The following is a 26,676-nucleotide window of genomic DNA, read 5'->3' on the forward strand; positions in this document are numbered from 1 at the left end:
TCCCGGACCGCCATGGATAAGCGAACCCCTGGAGCGGAAACCAACAGGGGTGTTTAATGTTAACACCTCATTTTCAAAAGCTTAACTTTTTCATGGAAAATATTGCGTGCCGATTTGGTAAATATAAGTCCAAAAGTAAGGTTGCAAAACCAAACATTACTTGATATAATTTCATCAGTGTGTTTTTAAGATAAATGATGTCGAACTTTGTTTGGTATCATTTCATAGCTAACTCTGTTTCGAAAGACTCAGGGCAAAAAGGAGATGACAAGAATGAAAGCTGGAATTCATCCTAATTACCGTAAAGTTGTATTCATGGACATCAACACTAGTTTCAAATTCATCACTGGTTCTACGATGAAAACAAACGAAACTATCGAATGGGAAGACGGTACTACTTACCCTCTAATCAAAGTTGAGATCTCTTCTGATTCTCACCCATTCTACACTGGACGTCAGAAGCATGCTGCTGCTGATGGACGTGTTGAGCGTTTCAACAAAAAATACGGCCTTAAGTAATAAAGTAAAACAGGCAGGTTATCCTATATCTTGCCTGTTTTTTTACTTTACCTTACATAACAAAGTGCTTATGTCACTCGTGACTGAGCACTTTTTATACGCCATAAGATAAGCTCTTTTCGTAAATTTGCTTCGATCTGAGTCTTGAAAAAATCGGCATTTGGATTTTTTCCTACCATAACGTGAATATTGCTATACATGTTTGCTTCATCCTTAAGGAAAAGAGCATGATGAAACGTTAGTTACGTGAGAGCAATATTTACGAAAAGCACCGTTCAGTTCGAAAGCAGTCAATAGATAAGAAGGGGGAGGCCGTGCATGTACGTAATGAAGCATTCGGGTTGGGTAGAAGTGATTTGTGGCAGCATGTTTTCTGGAAAATCAGAAGAACTGATTCGCCGCATGCGACGCTCCCAATTTGCCAAACAGAACATTCAAGTATTCAAACCAGCAATTGACAACCGTTATGCCGATGAGGCAGTTGTTTCACATAATGGGACAAGCATCATTGCGATGCCAGTACCATCTTCAAAAGCCATCCTCGATCAGGTGGAGGAGCAGACGGAAGTGGTGGGCATTGACGAAGTGCAGTTTTTTGATGAGCATATTGTGGAAGTGATTCAGGAATTAGCAAACAGAGGCTACTGTGTAATCGCTGCTGGACTTGACCAGGACTTCCGTGGAGAGCCATTCGGTAAGATGCCGGAGCTTTTGGCGATCGCTGAAACTGTGACAAAGCTGCAAGCGGTATGTGCCGTATGCGGATCACCTGCAAGCCGTACACAACGTCTGATCAATGGAAAGCCAGCATGCTACGATGACCCAATTATTTTAGTCGGCGCTTCTGAATCTTACGAACCTCGCTGTCGTCATCATCATGAAGTTCCTCTGAATGTGTCCGTTTTGCAAGAAGTGGAAAAATAAAGCTTTTGCGAAAACTAGCTAAAAATAACAATCTTTCCTATAATTTGTCCGAAGATATTTTGAAGAAGAGGATACGCTAAAGGCAGGAGGTGTTTGCATGAAACATGCAATCCTGGCAATAGTCGTATGCTCTTTTTTTATAGCTGGATGCGGGGCGGATAAAGACCTCACCGGCCAGCGTGAAGTGGAAAATGGTACAAGGCTGATCGGCGTTACCGACGATGATGGTGCGTATGAAGAGCATCAGGATTCCAACGACTTCAATACTAACCAAAACCCTAATTTCCTTGATTTAACCGAAGACCGGCCAGATTACGGGGATGATCAGGAAAAATTCGCCGAGGTCATCACGCTGAACAGCAACCTCGAGCCTGGCCCCGTCTACATTACAGGCGACAACGCCAGGGTGACCGCCTACTCGAACGGCTCCCTTTCCAAAGAGGAAAAAGATAAGGTCGAGCGCACGCTGAAGCGCAAGTTTATCGATGTGATTCCGCGGTACCGAGTGCATTTGACGATCAAGGAGCGTTAAGGGGCCAGACCCTTGCAAGTGATCCGTCCGGATTTTTGGGCGGTTTTTTTTGTGTTGCTGTTGAAGCAGCCTAGTATGTTGAAATATGAGGGATTTTGTCGAATGGTCGATATGTGATCGGTTTTCGTGGATATAATTTTATTTTCATCGATAAATGAAAAATCTCGTTGATATGTGCCACGGTTTTGTTGATAACTTTATTTTTCGTGGATACATCCAGCATTTACCCGTACCGGTAGGGGTATACATAAGGCCGTTTGCGTCCCAGTCGCGTCCAAAACCCGCGGCCTTGGTGAAAAGCAGAAACACGCTCCATCGCGCTAAAACTCCAGCAAATTATCTTTGATTTTTCCCCACCCGATACCCAACTTCCACTTATTTGATTTTGACGCACCACCTAACCTATACTATAATTAGAATGTTATAGGTAGGGACAAAAATACAGATGCGGACCTGTTCTGGTTTGCACACATTACATAGAGGTGAATGCACGTGTTTGATCGTTTGCAGGCAGTGGAAATGCGTTACGATAAATTAACGGAGCTATTGAGTGACCCGGAAGTTATCAGTGATACGAAAAAGCTTCGCGAGTATTCGAAGGAACAGTCCGATATCCAGGAGACCGTGGAAGCGTACCGTGAATATAAGGATGTCAAAGAGCAGCTTGAAGGAGCGAAAGCGATGCTCGAGGACAAGATGGATGCGGACATGCGCGAGATGGTGAAAGAGGAGATCTCGGAGCTTGAGGAGCAGCAGGAAGCATTGGCCGAACGTCTGCATATCCTTCTTTTGCCGAAGGACCCGAACGACGACAAGAACGTTATCATGGAAATCCGCGGTGCAGCAGGTGGAGACGAGGCGGCATTGTTTGCAGGCGACCTTTACCGCATGTACAGCCGTTATGCGGAAGCGCATGGCTGGAAGACGGAAGTGATGGAGGCAGCATCAACAGGTGTTGGCGGTTATAAGGAGATCATCTTTATGATCACCGGAAAGGGCGCTTATTCCAAGCTGAAGTTCGAGAACGGCGCACACCGTGTACAGCGTGTACCGGAGACGGAATCCGGCGGGCGTATCCATACTTCCACAGCGACGGTTGCGGTATTGCCTGAAGCGGAAGAAGTGGAAATTGAGATTCATGACAAGGATATCCGTGTAGATACGTTTGCTTCCAGCGGACCAGGAGGACAGTCTGTTAATACGACGATGTCAGCGGTCCGTTTGACTCACATTCCGACAAACACAGTGGTTTCCTGTCAGGACGAAAAGTCACAGATCAAGAATAAGGAAAAAGCGATGAAGGTTCTTCGTGCACGTGTGTATGATAAGTTTCAACGTGAAATCCAGGCTGAATATGATGCCAACCGTAAGCAGGCTGTTGGTACCGGTGACCGTTCCGAGCGTATTCGTACGTACAATTTCCCGCAGAACCGTGTAACAGATCACCGCATCGGCTTGACGATCCAGAAGCTCGACCAGATCCTGCAAGGTAAGCTTCAGGAAATCGTGGATGCTTTGATCATGGAAGACCAAGCGCTGCGAATGGAACAGATGGAGAAATGATGAAGGCCATGAAGGTTTACGAAGCCCTGAACTGGGCTTCTTATTTTTTAAAAAAGAATCAGCGCGATGAGAATGCGGGAGAACTATTGTTGCGCCATCATATGAAGCTGGACCGTGCCCAGCTTTTCAGCCGGATGCAGGAAATGATGCCGATGGACACCCAAAGTTCCTTCGTTTTCAATGTCCATAAGCATGCAGCGGGAATACCGGTACAGTATCTGATGGGAAAAGAAGAGTTTTACGGCCGAAGCTTTTTTGTAAGCGAAGAGGTGCTGATTCCAAGACCGGAGACGGAAGAATTGGTGGTCGGCCTGTTGGATCGAGTGAAGAGGCATTTTCCTGACACTACGGAAAAATTGAGTGTCGTCGATGTTGGGACAGGCAGTGGCGCGATTGCTGTGACACTAGCGCTTGAAAATAGCAACCTGAACGTGATGGCCACCGATATTGCAGGAGAATCCCTGGAGGTTGCAAAAGATAATGCAGAAGCACTTGGGGCGGATGTGGAATTTTTGGAAGGGGATCTGCTCTTGCCGTTCATTGAGCAGGGCATCAAGGTGGATATCGTGGTGTCCAACCCTCCATACATTCCGGAAAAGGAATACGAAGGCCTGTCAATAGTAGTGAAGGACTTTGAGCCGTACCGTGCGTTGGTCGGCGGTGTTTCCGGATTGGAATTCTACGAGCGTTTCATGGAGGAATTGCCACAGGTGTTGAAGGAACGTGCCATTGTTGCGTTTGAAGTGGGAATGGGACAAGGGGAAGCGGTGAAAGACTTGCTGCTTGGGACTTTCCCTGAAGCGCGTGCGGAAGTGGTACTGGACATCAACGGAAAAGATCGAATGGTATTTGCGGAAATAGGATGATGCGAGTCGCCATCATTATATAAAAGGGAATAAGGAGCGGCACCTTGCAGCTTGGTGGGGCAAGGGTGTTGATAAAAGAGTTTATATGATTGCTCCTTCTTCCGTATGGGGTCTGGCGAGGGTCAGGCCCCTATTTGTCTTTTCTTCCACATAGGTGACGATGGATTGGCGGATTTCTTCCTTCTGCTCCGCTTTTGCAAAATTTATCAATTGAGATAGGTTGGAATCGTAAGAGATGCTGCGGTGATAATGATGGTAAAATGCCTTGCCATTCATCCACCGGCCGCCTACTAAGATTTCGAAATCAATAGGAATGCTGATATGGTTAAAAGCACTCTTCATTTCCCCAATGCGAAAAGATTCAATGTTGCACGTAAACGATCTCATAGTCTGTCTTCCTTTCCTTCGAGTTGTATTACTTTCGTGCTCCGGAATACGGGGTGCACGTCCTATTTCTATACCCCCTCATACATGGTACAAAACCTCCAAACCTCCAAACTAGCAAACTATCAAAAAAAAAATCTTACTCAAGAAAATAAATTTGCTAGTTTAGGATTTTCAACTTTTGACCAGACTGTTTCCTAGAGGGGAGAGGAATTGAGATGAGAACATTAAAAAAGAATGTAATCTTTTTATATATAGTATTGCTGTTTATGGGAGCGTATGTGACGGTGGCCGGTGAGCAGGCTGCAGCCGGTGCGGAAGTGAAGAACGGGGCAATGGTCATTCCGGATGAGGCGATCAGGCTTCGCATCCTGGCCAACAGTGACAGCGCAGAGGATCAGGAGTTGAAAAGAAAGATCCGCGACCGTGTGAACGAGGAGATCACGGTTTGGGTGGAAGGACTCACTTCGATGGAGAACGCCCGTGAAGTCATCCAGGGGAACATCCCCGAGATCGAGAAGATTGTAGAGGAAGTCATGGTGGAAGAAGGAATGGTTCAGGAGTATAATGTAGACTTCGGCAGAGTGGATTTCCCGACAAAAATGTACGGCAAGTTCATCTATCCTGCCGGTGACTATGAAGCGATCCTGATCACACTCGGTAAAGGGACGGGAGCCAACTGGTGGTGCGTGCTTTTCCCGCCATTATGCTTCCTTGACTTCTCCAATGGGGAAGCGACTGCGACACCTTTTGAAGAGGAAGAAACAGGAGCTGCTCCAAAAGAAAGCAAGTCCAAAAAATCAGCAAGCATCCTTGAAAATGAAACAGAAATGAGCGTAACTGCCGCATCAGCGGAACCAAAGGAATTTGTCGTCGATGAAGAGCCGGAGGAAGTGGAAGTGAAATTCTTCGTATTCGAGGCTCTATCATCTCTATGGGAAAAAATCACGGCATGATCGTTCTACTTTTTCATCCACCTCAATAGAGTAGTAGTAGAAAAAATACTAGAAGAGGTGGATGAGATGAAAAAATTGCGCACTGCAACAAAAGATGATCAATGGGCCATGCAGGTCTTTTTGAGACAAGCAAATATTAGTACAATAGGGTTGGAAGAGAAAATTGAGGATTTTATCATCTTGGAGGAAGAGGAAACAGGCATCTGCGGGACCATAGGAATTGAAAAGATAGATGGTGACGGCCTGCTGCGCTCCCTTGTCATCGGTCCTTCTGTCAAACAGATGCAACTGCTGCAGATGTTCGAGCACACCCAGCAGCATGCCCGCCGAAAAGAACTAGACCGCTTATTCCTGGTGACCAACAAGAAGGACTACATACAATTCTTCGAGCTCCTTGGCTTCTTTCCACAAGAAATCCACAACGTCCCGAAGAAAATCACCCAATCGGCCCACCTAAAAGAAACCCTAGAACAACAAACCTGTACATTTATGATGTGTAAACTTTAAAAATGAGGGGGGGCCAGACCCCATTTGCTTTAGTACGCTAATGCGGAGCGGGTCAGGCCCCTATGATATTCACAAAGTTATCCACCGAACACACATGCCTTATCCACAATTTGTGGATAAATATTGTGTTATGTAGGTAATTTGTTTATATTTGATGGAATAAATCCTTTTCTATTCACATGTTGATAGATTTTTAAATGAGGTAGATAAGATGTTGACGAAAAAGTGGACTGTGGATAACGCAGATCCTGTGAAAATGAATTATCCACAGCTGAAAGAGGCAGCCGCACTTCTTCAACAGGAAGAGGTTGTGGCTTTTCCTACTGAAACGGTATATGGTCTTGGGGCGAATGCTTTGTCAGATCAGGCCGTACTTAAGATTTTTGAAGCGAAGGGACGTCCAGGTGACAACCCGTTGATTGTGCATATTACGAAAAAAGAACAACTCACAGATCTTGTGGATAACCTGCCGGAAGTTGCGGAGGAATTGATGCAGGCTTTTTGGCCGGGGCCGCTTACGTTAGTGTTGAAAAGCAGGGATGGTGTTTCGAAGTATGTGACTGCAGGGCTCGATACGCTTGCAGTCCGGATGCCGGATCACCCGATAGCGTTAGCTCTAATGGAGGTGGCGGGACTTCCGCTTGCTGCGCCGAGTGCCAACCTTTCCGGCAAACCGAGTCCGACTACCGCTGCACATGTGGACGAGGATCTCGACGGGAAAATTGCCGGAATTGTGGATGGCGGACCAACTGGAGTCGGCCTGGAATCCACGGTGGTGGACTGCACAACGGAAATTCCGGTCATTCTGCGGCCGGGTGGCGTGACAAAAGAGCAGCTCGAAGCGGTCATCGGACAAATTGAAGTGGATCCTGCCCTGACCTCGCAAGATCAGGCGCCTAAATCCCCGGGGATGAAATATACACATTACGCGCCCGTTGCACCAGTCTTTTTAGTGGAAGGCGGGTTGGATTTTCTGAAAGAAACGGTCCTTGCAGCCCAGAAGGACGGAAAGAAGGTCGGCCTGCTCGTGACAGAGGAGACGAAAGCCGAATTGGGTGAAGCTGGCGATGTGATGATTGCCTGTGGAACAAGAAGCGATTTATCTACAGTTGCCACAAACTTATACGATGCGCTCCGAGCGTTCAATTCGACCGATGTGGATATCATTTTCAGCGAAACCTTCCCGAATACCGGGGTCGGTGCAGCAATCATGAACCGTCTGGATAAGGCGGCTGGCCATAAGATCATCAGTGAGAGGTAAGTTCCCATTTAGCGGAACTTGCCTCTTTTTTCGCCTTCTAATCGGGATTTCCCGTGCATATCTTGGAAGTAGACAAGTCCTAAGGGAGGGGTATGCGGGGGATGACAGTGATGGTTGGAGAATGGATGACACTCTTTTTAATGGCAATAGCATTAGGAATGGACGCATTTTCGGTGGGTCTCGGCATGGGTATGATCAAACTGAGAGTGCGCCAGATCTTTTACATAGGCGTTACCATCGGGGTTTTCCATGTAGTGATGCCACTAATCGGCATGAGTATCGGAAAAGTGCTGTCGGAGCAGTTCGGCTCCATCGCCACGTTGATAGGAGGGCTGCTCCTCATCATGCTTGGTGTCCAAATGATGCTATCCTCGTTCAAGAAGGAGGACGGTCCGCTGATCACCCCGGTAGGAATGGGGCTGTTCGTCTTTGCGCTCAGCGTCAGCCTCGACAGCTTTTCGGTTGGATTAAGCCTTGGCATTTATGGGGCGCGGACACTATTGACGATTCTTATGTTTGGCGCGGTCAGCATGCTGCTCACCTGGATGGGGCTATTTTTTGGAAGAAAGCTTCAAGGCTGGCTCGGTTCGTATAGCGAGGCGCTTGGCGGGAGTATTTTGCTTGGGTTTGGATTGAAGCTGTTATTTTTTACTTAAAGGAGACCTTTCACGGGTCTTTTTTCATTTTCAGGTTAAAGGTTGGAGATCATTAGCCGAAATAAAACATGTAAACTATTTTTCTTCTCCTTCCTTTTGTCTATAATGGGGTAAAAAGGAGGATTGGGTCATGAATATTTTGTTTGTGTGTACCGGAAATACGTGCCGGAGCCCGATGGCAGAGGCAATTTTGGCAAGCAAAAAGCTTCCCGGTGTGAAGGTGCGTTCTGCAGGGGTTTTTGCCATGCAGGGCAGTGCGGCGTCCCATCATGCGCAGGAAGTGCTGAAGGAAAATGGCATCACGTCCAATCATGCTTCTTCTCTCGTGACGGAAGAGTCGATCGGCTGGGCCGACTTCATTTTGACGATGACAGGCCAGCACCGGGCTTTGGTGGAAGAGCGTTATCCGCATGCTGCCGGTAAAACATTTTCGCTGAAAGAGTTTGTCGGACAAAACGGCGAGGTATCCGACCCTTTCGGGGGCAATGTCCATACATATCGAAGCACGTTTGAAGAATTGCAGGAACTGATTGAGTTGGTAATGAAAAAAATCATATAAAGAAACCTTGGTGATGCTTTCTTCCTTTTGGACTGCAGCAGCAAGGGAGGAGGAAGCATCATGGGGGAAAAGCGAAAGTATAAGTTTGGATTGCGTTATAAGCTGGTTTTATTTGCGACAATCTTGGCTGCAATTACGTACACAGTAAGTGGGATTTTTATTTATGTAGTCGTAAATTATGTGGAAAATTTCATAGATGCGAGTTTGTTTACGGTTCTTACACTCGTACTTGGTGTGGCATGGTCCGGTATTCTTGCGTTCTTCGCTGCACGATTTATAACAAAGCCGCTGCAACAGCTTGAAGAAGTGGCGCAAAAGGTTGCGAATGGCGACCTATCCGAAGATGTGCCTGTCACGAATTCACGCGATGAAATCAGTGCAGTAGGTGACGCGTTCAATCTGATGCTTCACAATCTGCGCGAAATGGTCACATCAATCGACAAGCATTTTCAGCAGACGAACCGTAAAGTGGAAGAGATTTCCGACGTATCGATGCAAGCATCCGAGCAGGCGGATAGTATCTCCTTGACCATCGAAGAAATTGCAAAAGGTGCCGAGAGCTCCGCGTCCTCGATCCAGGATACTGCTGAATCGGTGGAAGAAGTGATCAAGATTGCGGACGAGGTACATGAGAAGGCGACATCTTCCCAATCCTTATCCGAAGAAATGGTAAAAGACCTCGAACAAAGCAAGGAAGTCATCCATTCCCTTGTTTCCGGCATTCAACGTCTCGCAGGAGAAAACAAGCAATCGCTCGATTCTGTAGAACGCTTGGAAAAACATGCAAAAGAAGTGGAAAATATCATCTCCCTTGTCGGGGACATCGCTGGACAGACTAACCTTTTGGCATTGAATGCATCCATAGAAGCGGCACGTGCAGGTGAGCATGGACGCGGATTTGCAGTTGTAGCGGAGGAGGTCCGTTCCCTTGCTGATGAAAGTGCCAAGGCGGTTCAGGGCATTTCCGAACTGATCAAGAACATCCAGGAAGAAGTGAAAACTGTGGTCACGCAGATCACAAGCCAGGTAAAAGCGGCAAATGTGGAAGCGGAAAAAGGAACCGCCACCAACACGGTCATCGCCGAAATGACCAACTCCGTTCACGAAGTGGCAGCCGCGGTCAAACAGATCGCCACCCTCGTCGACCAGCAGATGGATAGCATCCGCGTAACGGCCCGACAATCCCAGGAAGTCGCAGCCATCGCAGAAGAAACTTCAGCCGGAGCCGAAGAAGTAACAGCCACCACCCAAGACCAGGCCAGCATGATCGCGAATGTGGAGAAAATTTCACAGGAGCTCGCAGCGCAGGCGAGTGAGCTGAAGCGTACGATTTCGAAGTTTCGGGTTTAGGTGCGGTGGGGACGGGTTCCTTGTCCCGCGGATTGTATGAAGATACAAGGGGGACAGGTCCGTTGTCCCACACACCTGCTGATAGATAGCATTTTGCTTGGAGTCGAAGAGAACATTCTCTTCGATTTTTTTTGTCTACATGAAGTGGGGTGGCTTTGCATTGTGTGTGAATTGTAACTTTTTGTAAAGTGGATAGATTAACAGGGAAAGTGGATATATTAAGTCTTACAGTGGATAGATTAATACAAAAAGTGGATAGATTACTGCCGAAACCGGATAGATTAAGTCTTCTTTTGGATAGATTGAGGATTTAACCTGTCTCCTTATCGCTGAAAAACTGCTAGGATCAGCCCAAAAACGGAACTGTAACCAAACATAATAAGTTAAGCACATTTAAAAGCAGGTAATTGATCTTTTTTAACAAGAATTCAGGCAGAATCCAACCACCACAATGGATTTTTTCGCTGAGCAAGGGTAAGATGTACATATACTACGATATCTTCAATATTGGAGGATGAAAAGATGAGAGTGGCAATCGCGTCAGATCATGGCGGAATCAATATTCGTGAAGAGATTAAGGGACTTTTAAAAGAGTTGAATATAGAATTTGAAGACTTTGGCTGTGAATGTGAAACGTCCGTGGATTATCCGGATTATGCATTACCGGTTGCGGAAAAAGTGGCAAGTGGCGAATTCGACCGCGGCATTCTTGTTTGCGGAACAGGGATCGGCATGTCGATTGCGGCTAACAAAGTGAAGGGCATCCGCTGTGCGTTGGTGCATGATCTGTTCAGTGCAAAAGCGACCCGTGAGCATAACGACAGCAATGTTCTGGCAATGGGCGAGCGCGTAATCGGACCAGGCCTTGCACGTGAGATCGCAAAAGTTTGGCTGACTACGGAATACGAAGGCGGCCGCCATGCGAACAGAGTACAAAAAATCCACGATATCGAAAAATAATGAGGAGCCCATGGGTGTCAGAGGATAGGGACATTCGTGGGCTGCTTTGTTTATCCCAGTCGTGAAAGGTGAGGGATCTTATGCGCAATGAGTGGAAAGAGCAGTTAAGTCAGGCGATGACTGACCTGCAGGCCCAAGCATCCTTGCGAAGTGGGCAGGTGCTTGTGATTGGGTGCAGTACGAGTGAAGTGATTGGCGAAAAAATAGGCACGGCGGGGACGGAAAATGTCGCGGAGACCATCTTTGCAGCTTTGGCAGAGTTTCGTGCCAGCACTGGCGTCGAGCTTGCCTTTCAATGCTGTGAACATTTGAATCGTGCACTTGTCGTGGAGCGGGCAACAGCCGAGCGGCTCCGCCTCGATGAAGTGACCGTCATTCCTGTTCGCCAGGCAGGCGGTGCGATGGCATCCTATGCCTATCATCAGCTGAACGAGGCGGTAATGGTCGAGCACATCAGAGCCGACGCCGGCATCGACATCGGTGACACACTGATCGGCATGCACATCAAGCATGTCGCGGTTCCGGTCAGAAGCAAAGTCAAATCCATCGGCGAAGCACACGTCACCATGGCAAAAACACGGCCAAAGCTGATCGGCGGAGCGCGTGCGGTGTATTCGGGGACAGGTCCCGTGTCCCACTCATAATCGTTCAATTCTGAAAGGCTCCCAGAAGTGGAGCCTTTTTCGATTGTTTGGCGCGGGACGCAGGACGCGGGACCTGTCCTCTCTGTTCCACGCTTCGGAACCGACCCCATGGGCAACATCGGGACAATGGACCTGTCCCAATGGCCCAAACCGAAAGTTTTTCATAGTAAGCGCTACCAATCTTCCTTTTCTGTTTCTATTGTGTGGACACCGTGATAAAATGATAGAGGTAATGGTTGAAAAACCGAATGAGAAGATTTTGTAGCAATGTAAAACTAATTAGTAGGATGTTTATTTCTAAAGGGGGATACCGGAGTGAAGTTAGCGCAACAGGATCAACAAGTGTTTCAATCGATTCAAGATGAGTTAGGAAGACAACGTACGAAGATTGAGCTGATTGCTTCTGAGAACTTTGTGAGTGAAGCGGTAATGGAGGCGCAGGGTTCTGTGCTGACCAACAAGTATGCAGAAGGATATCCAGGTCGTCGTTATTATGGTGGATGTGAGCACGTGGACGTGGCGGAGAATATCGCTCGCGACCGTGCGAAGGAAATCTTCGGAGCGGAGCACGTGAACGTACAGCCGCACTCTGGTGCCCAAGCGAACATGGCCGTTTATTTTACAATCCTTGAGCAAGGCGATACGGTTCTTGGGATGAACCTTTCCCATGGCGGTCACTTGACGCACGGTAGCCCGGTTAACTTTAGTGGAATTCAATATAATTTCGTCGAGTATGGAGTGGACAAGGATACTCATACAATCAACTATGAAGATGTGGCTGAAAAAGCAAGACAGCATAAGCCGAAACTGATCGTGGCTGGAGCGAGCGCGTACCCTCGTGTCATCGATTTCGCTAAATTCCGTGAGATCGCGGACGAAGTGGGAGCGTACCTGATGGTCGATATGGCGCATATCGCTGGCCTGGTTGCAGCAGGATTGCATCCAAACCCGGTTCCTTATGCAGATTTCGTAACGACTACTACGCATAAAACATTGCGCGGCCCTCGCGGCGGGATGATCCTTTGCAGGGAAGAATGGGCGAAAAAGATCGATAAATCGATTTTCCCAGGAATTCAAGGCGGTCCATTAATGCATGTAATCGCAGCAAAAGCTGTGGCATTCGGGGAAGCGCTACAGCCTTCATTCAAGGAATACGCACAAAAAATCATAGAGAATGCAAACCGTCTTGCAGAGGCGTTGAAAAAGGAAGGCTTGTCCCTTGTTTCTGACGGGACGGACAACCATTTGCTATTGGTGGATGTAAAATCCATGAGCATCACAGGTAAAATCGCGGAGAAAGTGCTGGACGAAGTGGGAATCACAGTGAACAAGAACACGATCCCATTTGACACGGAAAGCCCGTTTGTAACTAGCGGAATCCGTATCGGTACAGCTGCTGTAACAAGTCGCGGATTTGGCTTGGAGGATATGGACGAGATTGCGTCTTTAATTGCCTACACGCTGAAAAACCATGAAGACGAGGCGAAGCTTGAAGAAGTGAAGTCCCGTGTAGAAGCACTTTCTGGAAAATATGAATTGTATCCTTCATTAGGATAATAGCTTTAAGGAGGAGGTCTGATGTTAGACCTCTTCTTTTTGTGTAAAAAAACGAAAGATTAACTTGAATCGCCACCCCTTTTTATGTAGAATCAATGGAAGTGTGATTAGGAAGCCAGGCCACAAACCGGCTTATGAAACCAATTAAAAGGAGAGATTTCGAATGGCAAAAGTGTACGTCTTTGATCATCCATTAATTCAGCACAAACTTACATACATCCGAGACAAGAATACTGGTACGAAGGAATTTCGTGAACTGGTTGATGAAGTAGCAAGTTTAATGGCATTCGAGATTACTCGTGATCTTCCGCTTGAGGAAGTAGAAATTGAAACTCCTGTATCTATTTCAAAATCCAATGTTCTTTCCGGTAAGAAACTGGGAATTATCCCTATCCTTCGCGCAGGCCTTGGAATGGTGGAAGGGATGCTGAAGCTGATCCCGGCTGCAAAAGTTGGACATGTCGGCTTATACCGTGACCCGGAAACATTACAACCGGTTGAATACTATGTGAAATTACCTTCTGATGTGGAAGAGAGAGACTTCATCGTTGTTGATCCAATGCTTGCAACAGGCGGATCTGCAGTAGAAGCCATCAACTCCCTGAAAAAGCGCGGCGCGAAGAACATCAAGTTCATGTGCCTCATCGCATCCCCAGAAGGCGTTGAAGTTGTAAAAGAAGCTCACCCGGACGTAGACATCTACATCGCAGCCCTCGACGAAAAGCTGAACGAAAAAGGCTACATCGTACCAGGACTAGGCGATGCTGGAGATAGATTGTACGGAACGAAGTAAATTGTAGGGGCCTGACCCTCAGTACTTTAAAGTATTAAAATCAAGGGGCCTGGCCCCCACCTCTGTGTGTACGAAGACAGGGGTGGGGGTCAGTTTTTTTTTGTTGCAATGAGTGTGTTGATGATGCATAGCGTGCTTTGGGCGTGCAAAGGGTCAGAACCTGGCTTTTTGGCAGTTCTTTCTTACTGAGCAATAGTGCTTACATTTTTGTGGAATTTTAGGGAAAAATAGGGAATTATAGACAAAATGAACTGTTCTATATAAAGGATAAAATGAGTATTATGCAACTTATCTTTTTCGTATGACTCCCTTATAATATGTTCTTAATAATGAATATTTTCCGGCGGGGAGGAGGACAAGCTACAAAGTAAATCTGAAAGGGGATGTACATGAAAAAACGGATACTACTATTTTCTGCTGTATTACTAATGATCTTTTCTTCCCATAATGTCCATGCGACAGAAGGTGAGACTCTGAGGGAATGGATGACGGATAAACTCCATTCGCTATCCACCAACCTATCAATCCTATCAAATATATCCAACATCAATGAATCCCTTGAAACGGAATACACCGACCACTCCCAAGAATTAGAATCTTTCCTCATGTCCACTACCAACTCATCCAAGAAAGAAATAGAACTCCATCAAAGAGAATATCTGACACTTCTTCATGAAACAAAAGAAACATTAAAAACAGATCCACTAGCTAGGTATGTAAAAGAAAGAGAAGTAAGTATCCATTCTGAATTGGAAAAAGAAATGGAAGAATTTCTAGCTGATTTTACAAGGAAATAATTCTAATAAAAACCTATAAAAAGGAGAGATTTGGATGACATGGAGAAAAAAGCTGGTAGCAGGTACAGTAGCGATAGGTTTAGTATCGGGAGTTGGCATGACCTTTGCAAGTGCAAGTGCAGGTTCCTCACTGAAGCAATGGTATGACGGTCTGTTCAATAATACAAAAAGCTCAATATTGGCAGATACACAGGAATCGGCCGATGAAGCGTTTGAAGATTGGGTAGCCAATACTGAGCAGTTAAAAACCGGTGCCGGGCTAAAGATCGATCAGACCATGGAAACAGAACTAACTAGAGTAGGCGCGGAGATTATGAGTACAAAAGACGAGCATCTTGCTTCGCTCGACGCAGAAAAGATAGAGTTGCTCAATAATATGAACTATCAGGTCTATCAGCATATCTTCCTGGAGGGGTATTTCGCCATTCAAAGCCAAGGGGACTCAGCCATGGATGCGGTTAGCGGCAGCTTTTCCGATTTCACTACAGCCACCGGTCAGGCTGCAGTAAATGAACTGACAGTGGAATTGACAAATGCCAAGGATTCCGCTGTGTCAGAACTGGAGGATGCAATAGAACAAGCAAAGTCAGAGCTGTCCGCACAATTGGCAATGGAAGAAGAGGTCAGCAGATACAATCTTGAAAGACAAATAACCTATAAAGTAAACGACTTAAGAGAAGCGCTAACTGCTATCATAAACGGGCTGGTAAGGGAACAACAGAATATCATCACAGCAAAGGCACTACAATTGGAAGCGGAAGCAAAAGCAAGCCTGGATGAGGTAATCGGCGATATGAATGATTAATATAAGGAATAGAACCTCCGTTATGAGGTTCTATTCCTCCTTAAAGAGGTGAGGTGTCATGGATAAGGAAAAAAATCTTTTGCGTTATTGCGTCACGTTAGTATTAATCAGTGCTATCCTTCTGCTTTCAAACAGTACGAAAAGTGTCTTTGCCAATCAGGACATTCAAATGCTGCTAACCAGTTGGTTTGACAAAAAAAGCGAAAAGGCGATGGCCTCGATGGAGGAAGCCATTTCAATAGAAAGAGAAATCCAGATGACTAAGCTGAAAGAAGAAGTATCAAAAAATTTGGCTCAGGCGGATAAGGAGCTTGAGGAATTCTCCGAGAATGAAATAGAATTGCGTAAGGCGGAGCTCTATAGGTACACAACAGCATTAATTCAAGAAGCTGAATTTGATACAGAAGAACAGGAAGAGGCTTTTCTGAAAGAAGTGGATGAAATCATCCGGCAGACCAAGATGAAGCTGGAAGATGCGAGGAGTAACTTATTGAAGACCACAGAGTAAACAATATGGGCTTAAGAAGAATGAACCTTCGCATCCCATGATAAAACCAGAACCAAGCAGGCCGCGCTCCTCATGCATATTTCCGTCCCTTAAGCAAATGCTATTTGTTAGAGGTGAGGGACGTGAAAAAACGGAATTTAGTGATGGCAATTAGCTTTGCGAGCGGAATCGTTTCGACCGCTCTGCCTACATATACGATTGCTTCAGATAGATTGCAGATAGATGCATTACATAACTTTAGTCCTGCCCAGGTGGAGCAGCAGCCGCAGCCGCAATATCCGGAGCGTCCGCCGCTACCTGCAGCTGGATCAGAACAAGTGGACGAAGAGCAGACCGTCATACTCATAGTGGAAGACTCCGAGCATGAAAGAATGCGGAGGAAGATAACTACCGACTATCCGAAACTCCATATCAAGCGGACCTACACGGCGGTGTTCAAGGGATTTGCGATCAAGGGTCCCACTAAGGATCTCGAGCGGCTGCAGCAGGAGGATGGCGTGGTGGAAGTGTCCCCGGTTACCAACTATACACCGATGATTGATGAGAGTGTGCCGTTCATCGGCGGCGACCGCATGCGGAGCTTTTACGATGAGGATGGCCATAGACTTACCGGGGAAGGGGTCAAGGTCGGAATCATCGATACGGGGATTGATTATACCCATCCGGATCTGAAGCATAGTTATGGTGGAGGCTATGATTTTGTCGATGAGGACGAGGATCCGATGGAGACGAAGAAGTCACAGGGGATCCCGACGCTTCATGGGACGCATGTAGCGGGAATCATTGCGGCGAACGGCCATCTCAAGGGAGTGGCGCCGGATGCGAAGATCTATGCGTACCGGGTGCTTGGTCCTGGGGGACATGGGACGAGTGAACATGTGATTGCCGCGATTGAAAAAGCGATTCATGACAAAGTGGATGTGCTGAATCTGTCGCTTGGCAATACGATCAATGGTCCGGATTGGCCGACCAGCCTCGCCCTCGACAAAGCGGTGGAGCATGGCGTGGTGGCGGTTACTTCAAGCGGCAATTCGGGGCCGAATCTTTGGACGGTCGGCTCGCCGGGTACCTCGGCACAGGCCATCTCGGTAGGTGCCTCGACGCCGCCCTTGAACATACCGCATCTTTCAGGGTTTCTTTCCAAAAAGGAAATCGAGATGCTCCCGCTTCAAGGGTCAGCGAAATGGATTTTTAACAACAGGCCCGTCAAGATGGTATATGTCGGACTTGGGGAAGATGACGATTTGAAGGATGTCGACCTGAAAGGGAAGATTGTCCTCATGGAACGGGGGAAGATCCCTTTTTCGGAAAAAGCGTGGAATGCCAGGGAAAAGGAAGCTGCTGCGCTTGTCATCTACAATAATCTGGAGGGGAATTTTACAGGATCCCTCGAGGTGGAGATGGACTTACCGGTGGTATCGATCTCCAGGGAGGATGGCCTCTATCTGAAAAAGCAGATCAACAGGAAGTTCTCCTATGTGAGGACGACCTATAAGTGGCATAAGGACGACATTGCAAGCTTCAGTTCCCGGGGTCCGGTGACGCACAACTGGGAGATAAAGCCCGATGTGGTTGCACCAGGTGTCGCCATTGACAGCACAATCCCGAATGGCTATCTTGCCCTCCAGGGAACGAGTATGGCGGCGCCGCATGTGGCAGGTGCGAGTGCGCTGCTCAAGCAGGCACATCCTGACTGGTCGCCGAGTAAAATAAAGGCCGCGCTCATGAATACGACCAAGCCGCTTGAAAAAGAGGACGGCACCCAATATTCCGTCCTCGAACAGGGCACAGGGCGGATCCAGCTCGAGGAAGCCATGAGGACAAACAGCCTCATCTATCCTGGAACGCTCAACTTCGGCATGTTCGAAAAAAAAGATACCCGCACGGAAAAGGTGATAGAGATCCAGGTGGAGAACGTATCGGACAGCGATATAAAGTACACGTTCACCCCTCCAAGAGCGTCAAAGGGAATCCAGTGGAAGGTCCCGATCTCTTTTACACTTAAGCCAAATGAAAAAAAGAAAACAGCCATAACGCTCGATATCACCCCAAATCAGCAGAAAACTGGAATGCATGAAGGATCGGTAATGGTAAAAGCGAACCACCAGGAGTTAAGGCTGCCTTTCCTATATATAATAGAAGAACCTGATTATCCAAGAATCATGGGCTTCCAGTTCGGCTACGGCGATAAGGAAGGGGAGTACCAATATGAAGTGTATCTACCCGAGGGAGCGGAGGAACTAGGAATAGCCCTCTATGAGTCGGACACCCTTCATTTCATCAAATTCCTAGACTGGGAACGCGACCTGCCAAGAGGACTCTTCAAAAAACAGCTCTCAGCCGATAAAGTAAAAGTAAAGGGCCTCGTGAAAGCCGTCGTATTCGCTAAAAAGCTCGAAAAAGAAGACTCTGTCGAAGCGGATCTTTATTTTGAGTGAATACTTGGACATATTTCACTAACAAGGTCAAGCAACCAGGCATGAGAACCGTGAATAGTCACATAATGTTCACAAACTACAAAGTTAAACCCGACAATATCTATGTTAAAATATTGATATACAACAGCCGAATGAGGAAAATGTTCATCATTTGGCTGTTTTTTTCTGGGTAATAATAGGAGAGGTTTTGAAGCGCTTCACCTGCAAATCTTACCAAGAAAACTTTGTCGATTTTTTCCGTATAACACATTGACATTGAATTTTGGCTATTGTATGCTTACAAAGGGTATAAAATGATAGGGTTTTCATAAGCCTTATGCAACCATTTTTATACATATTTAGCATCGTTTTTGAAGCAAGACCTCAGTATTTTACCGCATGAAAAACGGGGTGTTTTCTATGAGTGATAAACGCCGCCCATTCCAAGCAATGGCCTTGATGTCCGCGATCCTTTCCTACCTTGTCGGCCCAACCTTAGTCGGATTATTTGGTGGAAGATGGCTGGATGGCAAAATAGGCACAGAACCATTGTTTCTGATCATTGGACTTCTATTAGGACTAGCAGCCGGCGTATACGGCGTGTTGTATGCAGTCCGCCAATTCTTCTCAGGAGAGTCATAATATGCCTGAATCAAAAGAAAATCTCTTAAGGCACATAAAGTACTTTTTGTTCTTATTAGCCTTGTATGTTCTCGGTTGGGGTTTTACACCTTATCAGGACTGGTTTCTGGGGTTGATCCTCGGGACCCTTGTAAGCTTCTATAACCACTGGCTTCTGTACCAGAAGGTGAAAAAGTTCACAGACGCAGTTGCATCTGGGGCGAAGGCTTACACATTAGGATCATTTTCAAGAATGGCTGCTGCAGTCCTTGCTGTAGTCATCGCTGTGAGATTTCCGGAATACCTGAATCTCTACGGTGTCATCATAGGGATCATGACATCCTATATTGTCATTATCATAGATTCATTTGTTAAACTCTTTACAAGCAGTGGGGAAGAGAGGTGAGTAGTGTTGAATCACGGTGCTCCAATACAGACGCTTGAAATATATGGCTTCGACCTTCATTTCAATATGTCTAATATTTTAATGACAACGATTGCGGCAACGATAGTGTTCCTTATAGCCGTCCTGGCGACAAGAACCCTGGCGTTGAGACCTACAGGCATGCAGAACTTCATGGAATGGCTCGTAGATTTCGCAAAAGGAATCATTAGCAGTACAATGGATTACAAAACAGGCGGAAGATTCCTTGCGCTGGCATTGACCCTATTAATGTATGTATTCGTATCAAACATGTTAGGTCTGCCATTCGCAATCATCGTGGGCGAAGAACACAATTTATGGTGGAAATCCCCTACAGCCGACCCTGTAATCACACTTAGTCTCGCGGCAATGGTTGTTGCCTTGACGCACTATTATGGGATTAAGCTGAAAGGCGTCAAAGAATACGGGAAAGACTTCTTCAAACCGATGAGTTTCCTTTTCCCACTGAAGATCATAGAAGAATTTGCAAACACCTTGACTCTTGGTCTTCGTCTATACGGTAACATCTTTGCAGGGGAAATCTTGCTCGGGTTACTGGCAGGACTAGCAGTAACAGGCTATGAAACAGGTATCCTATCCGGGGTGCTTGGTACGCTGGCAGCTTTCATACCGATGTTGGTATGGCAGGCATTCAGTATTTTCGTAGGTACCATCCAAGCATTTATCTTTACCATGTTAACAATGGTTTATATGGCACACAAAGTGAGTCATGACCATTAATTTATAAATCTTCAATAACCAAAAAACTATTTTTTTAAACATAAGGAGGAAATAATCAATGGGTCCTTTAGCAGCAGCAATTGCAATTGGTTTAGCAGCACTAGGTGCAGGTATCGGTAACGGTCTAATCGTAAGTCGTACAGTAGAGGGTATCGCTCGTCAACCTGAGCTTAAATCCGTACTACAAACTACAATGTTCATCGGGGTAGCACTAGTTGAGGCTGTTCCTATCATCGCGGTAGTAATCGCGTTCATGGTAATCGGTAGCAACTAACACCAAAATATTTCTTTTGGTTTAAAATGGCGAAGTCCGTCTCAGTAGAGAACCTTCGCCTTTCCTTTATATCACTATAAGGGAAGTTCAATTCAAAAAGTAAAAAGTAACGCCAGATAAAAGCAGAACGTTTAGCAAAAGCGCCATGTTTTGAATCTTGACAATCGCAAAACATCTAAGGTGCTTGCGCTTTTCTTATGTATTCCTTGAAGGGAGTGAAAGCATTGTATAGCTTAGATCACTTAGTTCTTGGTGCAGGAGCGGGAACCCTTAATCTGGGGGACGCACTATACCAACTGTTTGTATTTTTAATCTTACTATTCTTACTTCGTAAATTTGCTTGGGATAAGCTTATCGGAATGATGAAGCAGCGTGAAGACCACATTGCAACAGAAATCCAGGCAGCGGAACGAAGCAATGAAGAAGCTCGCGTTCTTGTAGAAGAGCAAAGAGCATTGTTGAAAGAAGCACGTCTTGAAGGCCAGGCGCTTGTTGAGAATGCGAAGAAGGTTGCAGAAGACCAGAAGGCAGACATCATCAGAGCTGCGCAAGAGGAATCTGCACGTCTTAAAGAATCTGCAAGAAAAGAAATCGTACAAGAGAAAGAGCAAGCGGTTATCGCATTACGCGAGCAAGTTGCTTCCTTGTCTGTACTGATTGCTTCTAAAGTAATCGAAAAAGAATTAAACGAAAAAGATCAGCAGAAGCTTATCGATGATTATGTGAAACAGGTAGGCGAAGCGCGATGAGCAAAAACGTAGCAGCAAAGCGTTATGCACTCGCTCTTTTCGAAATTGCAAAAGAACATAATCTTTATGGGCAATTCGATTTGGAGCTTGCGGAAGTGAAAAAGGTATTCCAAAGCAACCATGACTTGAGCATGGTGCTCTCCAATCCTAAGATCCGCAAAGATTCAAAAAAGCAGATCATCCAGGAAGCATTTGCGATCGCTTCACCATTTATCGTCAATACGTTAAAGCTTTTAATAGATCGTCACCGTCAATCCATCGTAATAGATATGATCGACGAATATCAATTGCTTTCCAACGAAGCCCGCAATGTGGCAAACGCAACAGTTTATTCTGTACGCGCGCTTACTGAAGCAGAACAAGCGACGCTTTCCTCTGTTTTTGCAAGCAAGGTTGGAAAAGCATCCTTGAACATCAGCAATATTGTAGATTCCTCATTAATCGGCGGTGTGAAGATTCGCATCGGAAACCGTATTTTTGACGGAAGTGTCAGCGGAAAATTAGAACGTCTAGGACGTCAACTTACAACGAATAGATAGTAGATAGGGGTGAAATTCATGAGCATCAAAGCTGAAGAAATTAGTGCACTGATAAAAAAGCAAATCGAAAACTATCAGTCAGAAATCGAAGTTAGCGATGTTGGTACTGTTATCCAGGTTGGGGATGGTATCGCTCGTGCTCATGGTCTCGACAACGTCATGGCTGGAGAGCTAGTTGAATTTTCTAACGGAGTTATGGGTCTTGCCCAAAACTTGGAGGAAAACAACGTCGGTATTATCATCTTAGGACCATACCGAGAAATCCGCGAAGGCGATGAAGTACGTCGTACAGGCCGTATCATGGAGGTACCGGTAGGTGAAGCACTTATCGGCCGTGTAGTAAATGCGTTAGGACAACCGGTTGACGGATTAGGTCCTATCGAAACTTCAAAAACTCGTCCAATCGAAGCACAAGCTCCTGGTGTTATGGATCGTAAATCCGTTCATGAGCCGCTTCAAACTGGTATCAAAGCGATCGATGCGCTTGTACCAATCGGACGTGGACAACGTGAGTTAATTATCGGAGACCGTCAAACAGGTAAAACATCTGTTGCGATCGATACGATCCTTAACCAAAAAGACCAGGACATGGTGTGTATCTATGTTGCAATCGGTCAAAAAGAATCTACTGTTCGTGGAGTAGTAGAAACTTTACGTAAGCATGGTGCACTTGATTACACAATCGTTGTAACTGCATCTGCTTCTGCACCAGCTCCAATGCTATACCTAGCACCTTACACTGGAGTAACTATGGGTGAAGAATTCATGTACAATGGCAAGCACGTATTGGTTATCTATGATGACTTAACGAAGCAAGCTGCTGCATACCGTGAGCTTTCCCTACTTTTAAAACGTCCTCCAGGTCGTGAAGCTTACCCTGGTGACGTATTCTATCTTCACTCCCGCCTTCTAGAGCGTGCAGCGAAGCTTAGTGATGCAAAAGGCGCTGGATCCCTGACAGCTTTACCGTTCATCGAAACACAAGCTGGTGACGTATCCGCGTACATCCCGACAAACGTTATTTCCATCACTGATGGACAAATTTTCTTACAATCAGACCTATTCTTCTCCGGTGTTCGTCCTGCGATCAACGCTGGTCTTTCCGTATCACGTGTTGGAGGATCCGCTCAAATCAAAGCGATGAAGAAGGTATCAGGTACATTACGTCTTGACCTTGCATCATACCGTGAGCTAGAAGCGTTCGCGCAATTCGGTTCTGACCTGGATAAAGCTACTCAAGCAAAATTAAACCGTGGTGCACGTACTGTAGAAGTACTGAAGCAAGGTTTGAACAAGCCGCTTAAAGTAGAAAAACAAGTTGCGATTCTTTACGCACTGACTAAAGGTTTCATCGATGATGTACCTGTACAGGACGTTACTCGTTTCGAGGACGAAATGCTGACTTGGTTGGAGCATAACCGTAAAGAAATCCTTGACGAAATCCGTACTACTAGCGGATTACCAAGCGATGAGAGCTTCAAGGAAGCGATCCTTGCATTCAAAAAGACTTTCGTACCTACTGAAAAGTAATAGATCGACATAGTGAGTTACGCACAACGTAATGGAGGAACCCGAATACCCTTCGATTCCTCCTTTACATGTGTCTGACCGCTCTGAATAGGGTTAAAAAGGTGGTGAGAACCTTTGGCATCATTACGCGACATAAAAACGAGAATTACCTCGACGAAGAAAACTAGTCAAATCACCAAAGCCATGCAAATGGTATCTGCATCGAAATTAAATCGTGCGGAAACAAATGCAAAAGCTTTTGGTCCTTATATGAATAAAATTCAAGAGGTTGTTGCAAGCATCGCACTAGGAAGCACAGATGTGACGCATCCAATGCTTCAGACCCGTCCGGTCAAGCGTACTGGGTACATCGTCATCTCTTCTGACCGTGGACTTGCAGGTGCCTACAACAGCAACATCTTACGTACGGTTCATCAAACTATTCAAAAACGTCATAAGTCTCAAGATGAGTACGCAGTAATTGCCATCGGTCGTATTGGCCGCGACTTCTTCAGAAAACGCAACATTCCTGTGTTTTCCGAAATCACAGGCCTTGGGGACCAAGTCTCTTTTGCGGAAATCAAAGACATCGCAAATCGTGCGGTAAGCATGTTTGCGGATGGGACGTTTGATGAGTTATACGTGTACTACAACCACTTTGTAAGTGCCATCTCTCAAGAGGTAACGGAAAAGAAACTCCTTCCTCTTACAGATATCGCTCCTACAACAGGGAAAATCACATCCTATGAGTTTGAGCCTTCCCAGGAGGGCATCTTGGAAGTACTACTGCCACAATATGCAGAAAGCTTAATTTACGGCGCATTATTGGACGCAAAAGCAAGTGAGCACGCTTCTCGTATGACAGCGATGCAAAGTGCAACGGACAACGCGAAAGAGCTTATCCATGGACTTACACTTTCTTACAACCGTGCCCGTCAAGCAGCGATTACGCAAGAGATCACCGAGATCACGGCAGGGGCTTCTGCTCTGGAATAGAACGTTTCGAACAAATATTGCAAAAGTAAGTTAGGAGGGAATACGATGAAAGGTCGCGTTACTCAAATCATGGGTCCGGTTGTTGACGTTAAGTTCGACAGCGGGCATCTTCCTGAAATATACAACGCTCTTCATATTAATCATACAGCTCGTAGCGCTAATGAAGTAAATATTACTTTAACGCTTGAGGTTGCTCTTCACTTAGGGGACAACACAGTGCGTACAATCGCTATGGCTTCTACTGATGGTGTCGTTCGCGGCATGGAAGTAGAAGATGCTGGTCATCCTATTTCTGTACCAGTAGGTGACGTAACACTAGGTCGTGTATTCAACGTACTTGGAGAAAACATCGACTTGGATGCTCCAATCCCGGCAGGTTCTCGTCGTGATCCGATTCACAGACAAGCTCCTACATTCGAACAATTATCCACTGCTGTTGAAATCCTTGAAACAGGTATCAAAGTAGTAGACTTGCTTGCTCCTTACATCAAGGGTGGTAAGATCGGTCTATTCGGTGGTGCCGGTGTAGGTAAAACAGTATTAATCCAGGAATTGATCAACAACATCGCACAAGAGCACGGTGGTATCTCCGTATTCGCAGGTGTTGGTGAGCGTACTCGTGAAGGAAATGACCTTTACCACGAGATGACTGATTCCGGCGTTATCAAGAAAACTGCCATGGTATTCGGACAGATGAATGAGCCGCCTGGAGCACGTATGCGTGTTGCACTAACAGGTCTTACAATGGCTGAATTCTTCCGTGATGACCAAGGTCAGGACGTTCTTTTCTTCATGGACAACATCTTCCGTTTCACACAAGCAGGTTCTGAGGTATCCGCGCTACTAGGCCGTATGCCATCTGCCGTTGGTTACCAACCGACACTTGCAACTGAAATGGGTCAATTACAAGAGCGTATCACGTCTACATCCGTAGGTTCTGTAACATCGATCCAAGCGATCTATGTACCTGCCGATGACTACACGGATCCAGCTCCAGCAACAACTTTCGCTCACTTGGATGCAACAACGAACCTTGAGCGTAAGCTTTCTGAGATGGGTATCTACCCAGCGGTTGATCCTCTAGCATCCACTTCCCGTGCATTGGCACCAGAAGTTGTTGGAAAAGACCACTATCAAGTAGCTCGTGAAGTACAGGTTACTTTACAGCGCTACAAAGAATTACAGGATATCATTGCTATCTTAGGTATGGATGAGTTAACGGACGAAGATAAATTAGTCGTTCAACGTGCTCGTCGTATCCAATTCTTCTTATCTCAAAACTTCCACGTAGCAGAGCAGTTCACTGGACAAAAAGGTTCTTACGTTCCTGTTCAAGAAACTGTGAAGGGCTTCAGGGAAATCCTTGACGGCAAATACGACCACCTACCTGAAGATGCATTCCGTCTAGTTGGACGCATCGAAGAAGTAGTGGAAAAAGCGAAGCAAATGGGTGTAGAGGTTTAATTAAAGGGACCTAGGAGGGAATGAAATGAAGACGTTAAAAGTCAGTGTAGTTACTCCCGATGGCCCGGTTTATGAATCAGACGTAGAGATGGTAGTAGCACGAGCTCAAAGCGGAGAGCTTGGCGTCCTACCTGGACATATTCCTATGGTTGCCCCACTTCAAATCGGTGGCGTCCGCATGAAAAAAGGCGGCGTTACAGAACAAGTGGCTGTCAGTGGAGGATTTCTAGAAGTGCGTCCTGATAAAGTTACGATCCTTGCCCAATCTGCAGAAGCAGCTGAGCAAATCGATCTTACTCGTGCTGAGGAAGCAAAAAAACGTGCGGAGCAAAGACTGCAATCCAAACAGGATGACGTCGACTACCGCCGCGCCGAGCTTGCACTCCAACGCGCAATCAACCGCATCAATGTAGCAAAAAGAGGGTAACTTTAAGTGACCCGCTTATAGATAGAATGAAGACCCCCACTTTGGTAGTGGGGGTTTTTTGTTTGGGTGGAGTTCATTGAGCACTGCGCACCGCGCGCGAAATTTGTAAAAATGTGTAGCTTTATGTCTATTCGTCGATATCCTGCACCGATTCGTGATAAAAGGAAATTTTCGTTGATATGTGAGTAGAAACCGTTGATATCCTTCCCAAAACCGTCGATATGTCAAAATGATACACCCTGAGCACGCTAAAAAAAATACTCAAATTCTACCCAAAATGAAAAGTCGCCGAGATTCATTGTGTAAATAGACCTCGACCAACCAAAAATCAGGTAACTTGCTCTAAAAAAGAACTTCAATTACATTATTTTAAC

At 46.1% G+C, this 26,676-nt stretch carries 30 protein-coding genes; 29 read left to right on the forward strand and 1 reads right to left on the reverse strand.

Features of this window, described 5'->3' with window-relative positions; genetic code table 11:
* The first annotated feature begins 273 nt into the window (after positions 1 to 273).
* The 5 genes from ACFVAD_RS16000 (at position 274) to prmC (ending at position 4,404) form a co-directional block, all read left to right on the forward strand.
* Positions 274 to 519 (forward strand): type B 50S ribosomal protein L31, encoded by a 246-nt coding sequence (locus tag ACFVAD_RS16000; protein ID WP_204413054.1) that lies wholly within the window; start codon positions 274 to 276, stop codon positions 517 to 519.
* Between the two features lie 318 nt (positions 520 to 837).
* Positions 838 to 1,443 carry a thymidine kinase gene (locus tag ACFVAD_RS16005; RefSeq protein ID WP_386642125.1) on the forward strand — a complete coding sequence of 202 codons (606 nt, stop codon included), beginning with the start codon at positions 838 to 840 and terminating at the stop codon, positions 1,441 to 1,443.
* Between the two features lie 97 nt (positions 1,444 to 1,540).
* Positions 1,541 to 1,975: a hypothetical protein gene (locus ACFVAD_RS16010; RefSeq protein ID WP_386642128.1), complete on the forward strand. Its 435-nt coding sequence runs from the start codon at positions 1,541 to 1,543 to the stop codon at positions 1,973 to 1,975.
* A gap of 492 nt (positions 1,976 to 2,467) precedes the next feature.
* Positions 2,468 to 3,538, forward strand: a complete 1,071-nt coding sequence (gene prfA, locus ACFVAD_RS16015) for a peptide chain release factor 1 (RefSeq protein ID WP_386642131.1) — start codon at positions 2,468 to 2,470, stop codon at positions 3,536 to 3,538.
* Between the two features lie 8 nt (positions 3,539 to 3,546).
* Positions 3,547 to 4,404, forward strand: a complete 858-nt coding sequence (prmC, locus tag ACFVAD_RS16020; protein ID WP_386642384.1) for a peptide chain release factor N(5)-glutamine methyltransferase — start codon at positions 3,547 to 3,549, stop codon at positions 4,402 to 4,404.
* 81 nt (positions 4,405 to 4,485) lie between these two features.
* Here the strand turns inward: prmC and ACFVAD_RS16025 are convergent, their stop codons facing one another.
* Positions 4,486 to 4,791, reverse strand: coding sequence for a hypothetical protein (locus tag ACFVAD_RS16025; protein ID WP_386642134.1), 306 nt, complete (start codon positions 4,789 to 4,791; stop codon positions 4,486 to 4,488).
* 215 nt (positions 4,792 to 5,006) lie between these two features.
* Here ACFVAD_RS16025 and spoIIR point away from each other — a divergent pair, with 215 nt between their 5' ends.
* From spoIIR to ACFVAD_RS16145, 24 genes are all read left to right on the forward strand, one after another.
* A complete protein-coding gene (gene spoIIR / locus ACFVAD_RS16030; protein ID WP_386642137.1) occupies positions 5,007 to 5,744 on the forward strand; it encodes a stage II sporulation protein R in 738 nt (245 codons plus the stop codon).
* A 66-nt stretch (positions 5,745 to 5,810) separates the two neighbouring features.
* Positions 5,811 to 6,251: a GNAT family N-acetyltransferase gene (locus ACFVAD_RS16035; RefSeq protein ID WP_386642140.1), complete on the forward strand. Its 441-nt coding sequence runs from the start codon at positions 5,811 to 5,813 to the stop codon at positions 6,249 to 6,251.
* Positions 6,252 to 6,462: 211 nt separating this feature from the next.
* Positions 6,463 to 7,512 (forward strand): L-threonylcarbamoyladenylate synthase, encoded by a 1,050-nt coding sequence (locus tag ACFVAD_RS16040; protein ID WP_386642143.1) that lies wholly within the window; start codon positions 6,463 to 6,465, stop codon positions 7,510 to 7,512.
* 101 nt (positions 7,513 to 7,613) lie between these two features.
* Positions 7,614 to 8,168: a manganese efflux pump MntP gene (locus ACFVAD_RS16045; RefSeq protein ID WP_386642146.1), complete on the forward strand. Its 555-nt coding sequence runs from the start codon at positions 7,614 to 7,616 to the stop codon at positions 8,166 to 8,168.
* A 130-nt stretch (positions 8,169 to 8,298) separates the two neighbouring features.
* A complete protein-coding gene (locus ACFVAD_RS16050; protein WP_386642149.1) occupies positions 8,299 to 8,727 on the forward strand; it encodes a low molecular weight protein arginine phosphatase in 429 nt (142 codons plus the stop codon).
* A 60-nt stretch (positions 8,728 to 8,787) separates the two neighbouring features.
* On the forward strand, positions 8,788 to 10,077 hold the full coding sequence (locus ACFVAD_RS16055; RefSeq protein WP_386642152.1) for a methyl-accepting chemotaxis protein: 1,290 nt from the start codon (positions 8,788 to 8,790) through the stop codon (positions 10,075 to 10,077).
* Between the two features lie 522 nt (positions 10,078 to 10,599).
* Positions 10,600 to 11,037 carry a ribose 5-phosphate isomerase B gene (gene rpiB / locus ACFVAD_RS16060; RefSeq protein ID WP_386642155.1) on the forward strand — a complete coding sequence of 146 codons (438 nt, stop codon included), beginning with the start codon at positions 10,600 to 10,602 and terminating at the stop codon, positions 11,035 to 11,037.
* A gap of 80 nt (positions 11,038 to 11,117) precedes the next feature.
* Positions 11,118 to 11,681, forward strand: a complete 564-nt coding sequence (locus ACFVAD_RS16065; protein WP_386642158.1) for a TIGR01440 family protein — start codon at positions 11,118 to 11,120, stop codon at positions 11,679 to 11,681.
* 315 nt (positions 11,682 to 11,996) lie between these two features.
* Positions 11,997 to 13,238 carry a serine hydroxymethyltransferase gene (locus ACFVAD_RS16070; protein WP_386642161.1) on the forward strand — a complete coding sequence of 414 codons (1,242 nt, stop codon included), beginning with the start codon at positions 11,997 to 11,999 and terminating at the stop codon, positions 13,236 to 13,238.
* A gap of 163 nt (positions 13,239 to 13,401) precedes the next feature.
* Positions 13,402 to 14,031: a uracil phosphoribosyltransferase gene (gene upp, locus ACFVAD_RS16075; protein ID WP_386642163.1), complete on the forward strand. Its 630-nt coding sequence runs from the start codon at positions 13,402 to 13,404 to the stop codon at positions 14,029 to 14,031.
* A 389-nt stretch (positions 14,032 to 14,420) separates the two neighbouring features.
* Positions 14,421 to 14,828, forward strand: coding sequence for a hypothetical protein (locus tag ACFVAD_RS16080; protein ID WP_386642165.1), 408 nt, complete (start codon positions 14,421 to 14,423; stop codon positions 14,826 to 14,828).
* A 34-nt stretch (positions 14,829 to 14,862) separates the two neighbouring features.
* Entirely contained in the window at positions 14,863 to 15,633 is a 771-nt protein-coding gene (locus ACFVAD_RS16085; protein ID WP_386642167.1) for a hypothetical protein, read from the forward strand.
* A gap of 58 nt (positions 15,634 to 15,691) precedes the next feature.
* Complete coding sequence (locus tag ACFVAD_RS16090) at positions 15,692 to 16,141, forward strand: hypothetical protein (protein WP_386642170.1); 450 nt, start codon at positions 15,692 to 15,694, stop codon at positions 16,139 to 16,141.
* A gap of 122 nt (positions 16,142 to 16,263) precedes the next feature.
* Positions 16,264 to 18,579, forward strand: coding sequence for a S8 family serine peptidase (locus tag ACFVAD_RS16095; RefSeq protein WP_386642172.1), 2,316 nt, complete (start codon positions 16,264 to 16,266; stop codon positions 18,577 to 18,579).
* Positions 18,580 to 18,978: 399 nt separating this feature from the next.
* A complete protein-coding gene (locus ACFVAD_RS16100; protein ID WP_386642175.1) occupies positions 18,979 to 19,200 on the forward strand; it encodes an AtpZ/AtpI family protein in 222 nt (73 codons plus the stop codon).
* A gap of 1 nt (position 19,201) precedes the next feature.
* Positions 19,202 to 19,585: an ATP synthase subunit I gene (locus ACFVAD_RS16105; protein WP_386642178.1), complete on the forward strand. Its 384-nt coding sequence runs from the start codon at positions 19,202 to 19,204 to the stop codon at positions 19,583 to 19,585.
* Positions 19,586 to 19,591: 6 nt separating this feature from the next.
* The gene (gene atpB / locus ACFVAD_RS16110; RefSeq protein WP_386642387.1) at positions 19,592 to 20,344 is read left to right on the forward strand and encodes a F0F1 ATP synthase subunit A; all 753 of its coding nucleotides are present in this window, start codon (positions 19,592 to 19,594) and stop codon (positions 20,342 to 20,344) included.
* 58 nt (positions 20,345 to 20,402) lie between these two features.
* Entirely contained in the window at positions 20,403 to 20,618 is a 216-nt protein-coding gene (gene atpE / locus ACFVAD_RS16115) for a F0F1 ATP synthase subunit C (RefSeq protein ID WP_386642181.1), read from the forward strand.
* Positions 20,619 to 20,815: 197 nt separating this feature from the next.
* Positions 20,816 to 21,367, forward strand: coding sequence for a F0F1 ATP synthase subunit B (gene atpF, locus ACFVAD_RS16120; protein WP_386642184.1), 552 nt, complete (start codon positions 20,816 to 20,818; stop codon positions 21,365 to 21,367).
* Positions 21,364 to 21,906 (forward strand): F0F1 ATP synthase subunit delta, encoded by a 543-nt coding sequence (locus ACFVAD_RS16125; protein ID WP_386642186.1) that lies wholly within the window; start codon positions 21,364 to 21,366, stop codon positions 21,904 to 21,906. The genes atpF and ACFVAD_RS16125 overlap by 4 nt, the downstream gene beginning before the upstream one ends.
* An 18-nt stretch (positions 21,907 to 21,924) precedes the next feature.
* Positions 21,925 to 23,436 carry a F0F1 ATP synthase subunit alpha gene (gene atpA, locus ACFVAD_RS16130; protein WP_386642189.1) on the forward strand — a complete coding sequence of 504 codons (1,512 nt, stop codon included), beginning with the start codon at positions 21,925 to 21,927 and terminating at the stop codon, positions 23,434 to 23,436.
* A gap of 114 nt (positions 23,437 to 23,550) precedes the next feature.
* Complete coding sequence (locus ACFVAD_RS16135) at positions 23,551 to 24,411, forward strand: F0F1 ATP synthase subunit gamma (protein ID WP_204413008.1); 861 nt, start codon at positions 23,551 to 23,553, stop codon at positions 24,409 to 24,411.
* Positions 24,412 to 24,456: 45 nt separating this feature from the next.
* Complete coding sequence (gene atpD, locus ACFVAD_RS16140) at positions 24,457 to 25,875, forward strand: F0F1 ATP synthase subunit beta (RefSeq protein WP_386642192.1); 1,419 nt, start codon at positions 24,457 to 24,459, stop codon at positions 25,873 to 25,875.
* A 25-nt stretch (positions 25,876 to 25,900) separates the two neighbouring features.
* Entirely contained in the window at positions 25,901 to 26,302 is a 402-nt protein-coding gene (locus ACFVAD_RS16145; protein WP_386642195.1) for a F0F1 ATP synthase subunit epsilon, read from the forward strand.
* Positions 26,303 to 26,676: the final 374 nt, after the last annotated feature.

The sequence above is a fragment of the Sutcliffiella sp. NPDC057660 genome, from assembly GCF_042800035.1.
Classification (GTDB): domain Bacteria; phylum Bacillota; class Bacilli; order Bacillales; family Bacillaceae_I; genus Sutcliffiella_A.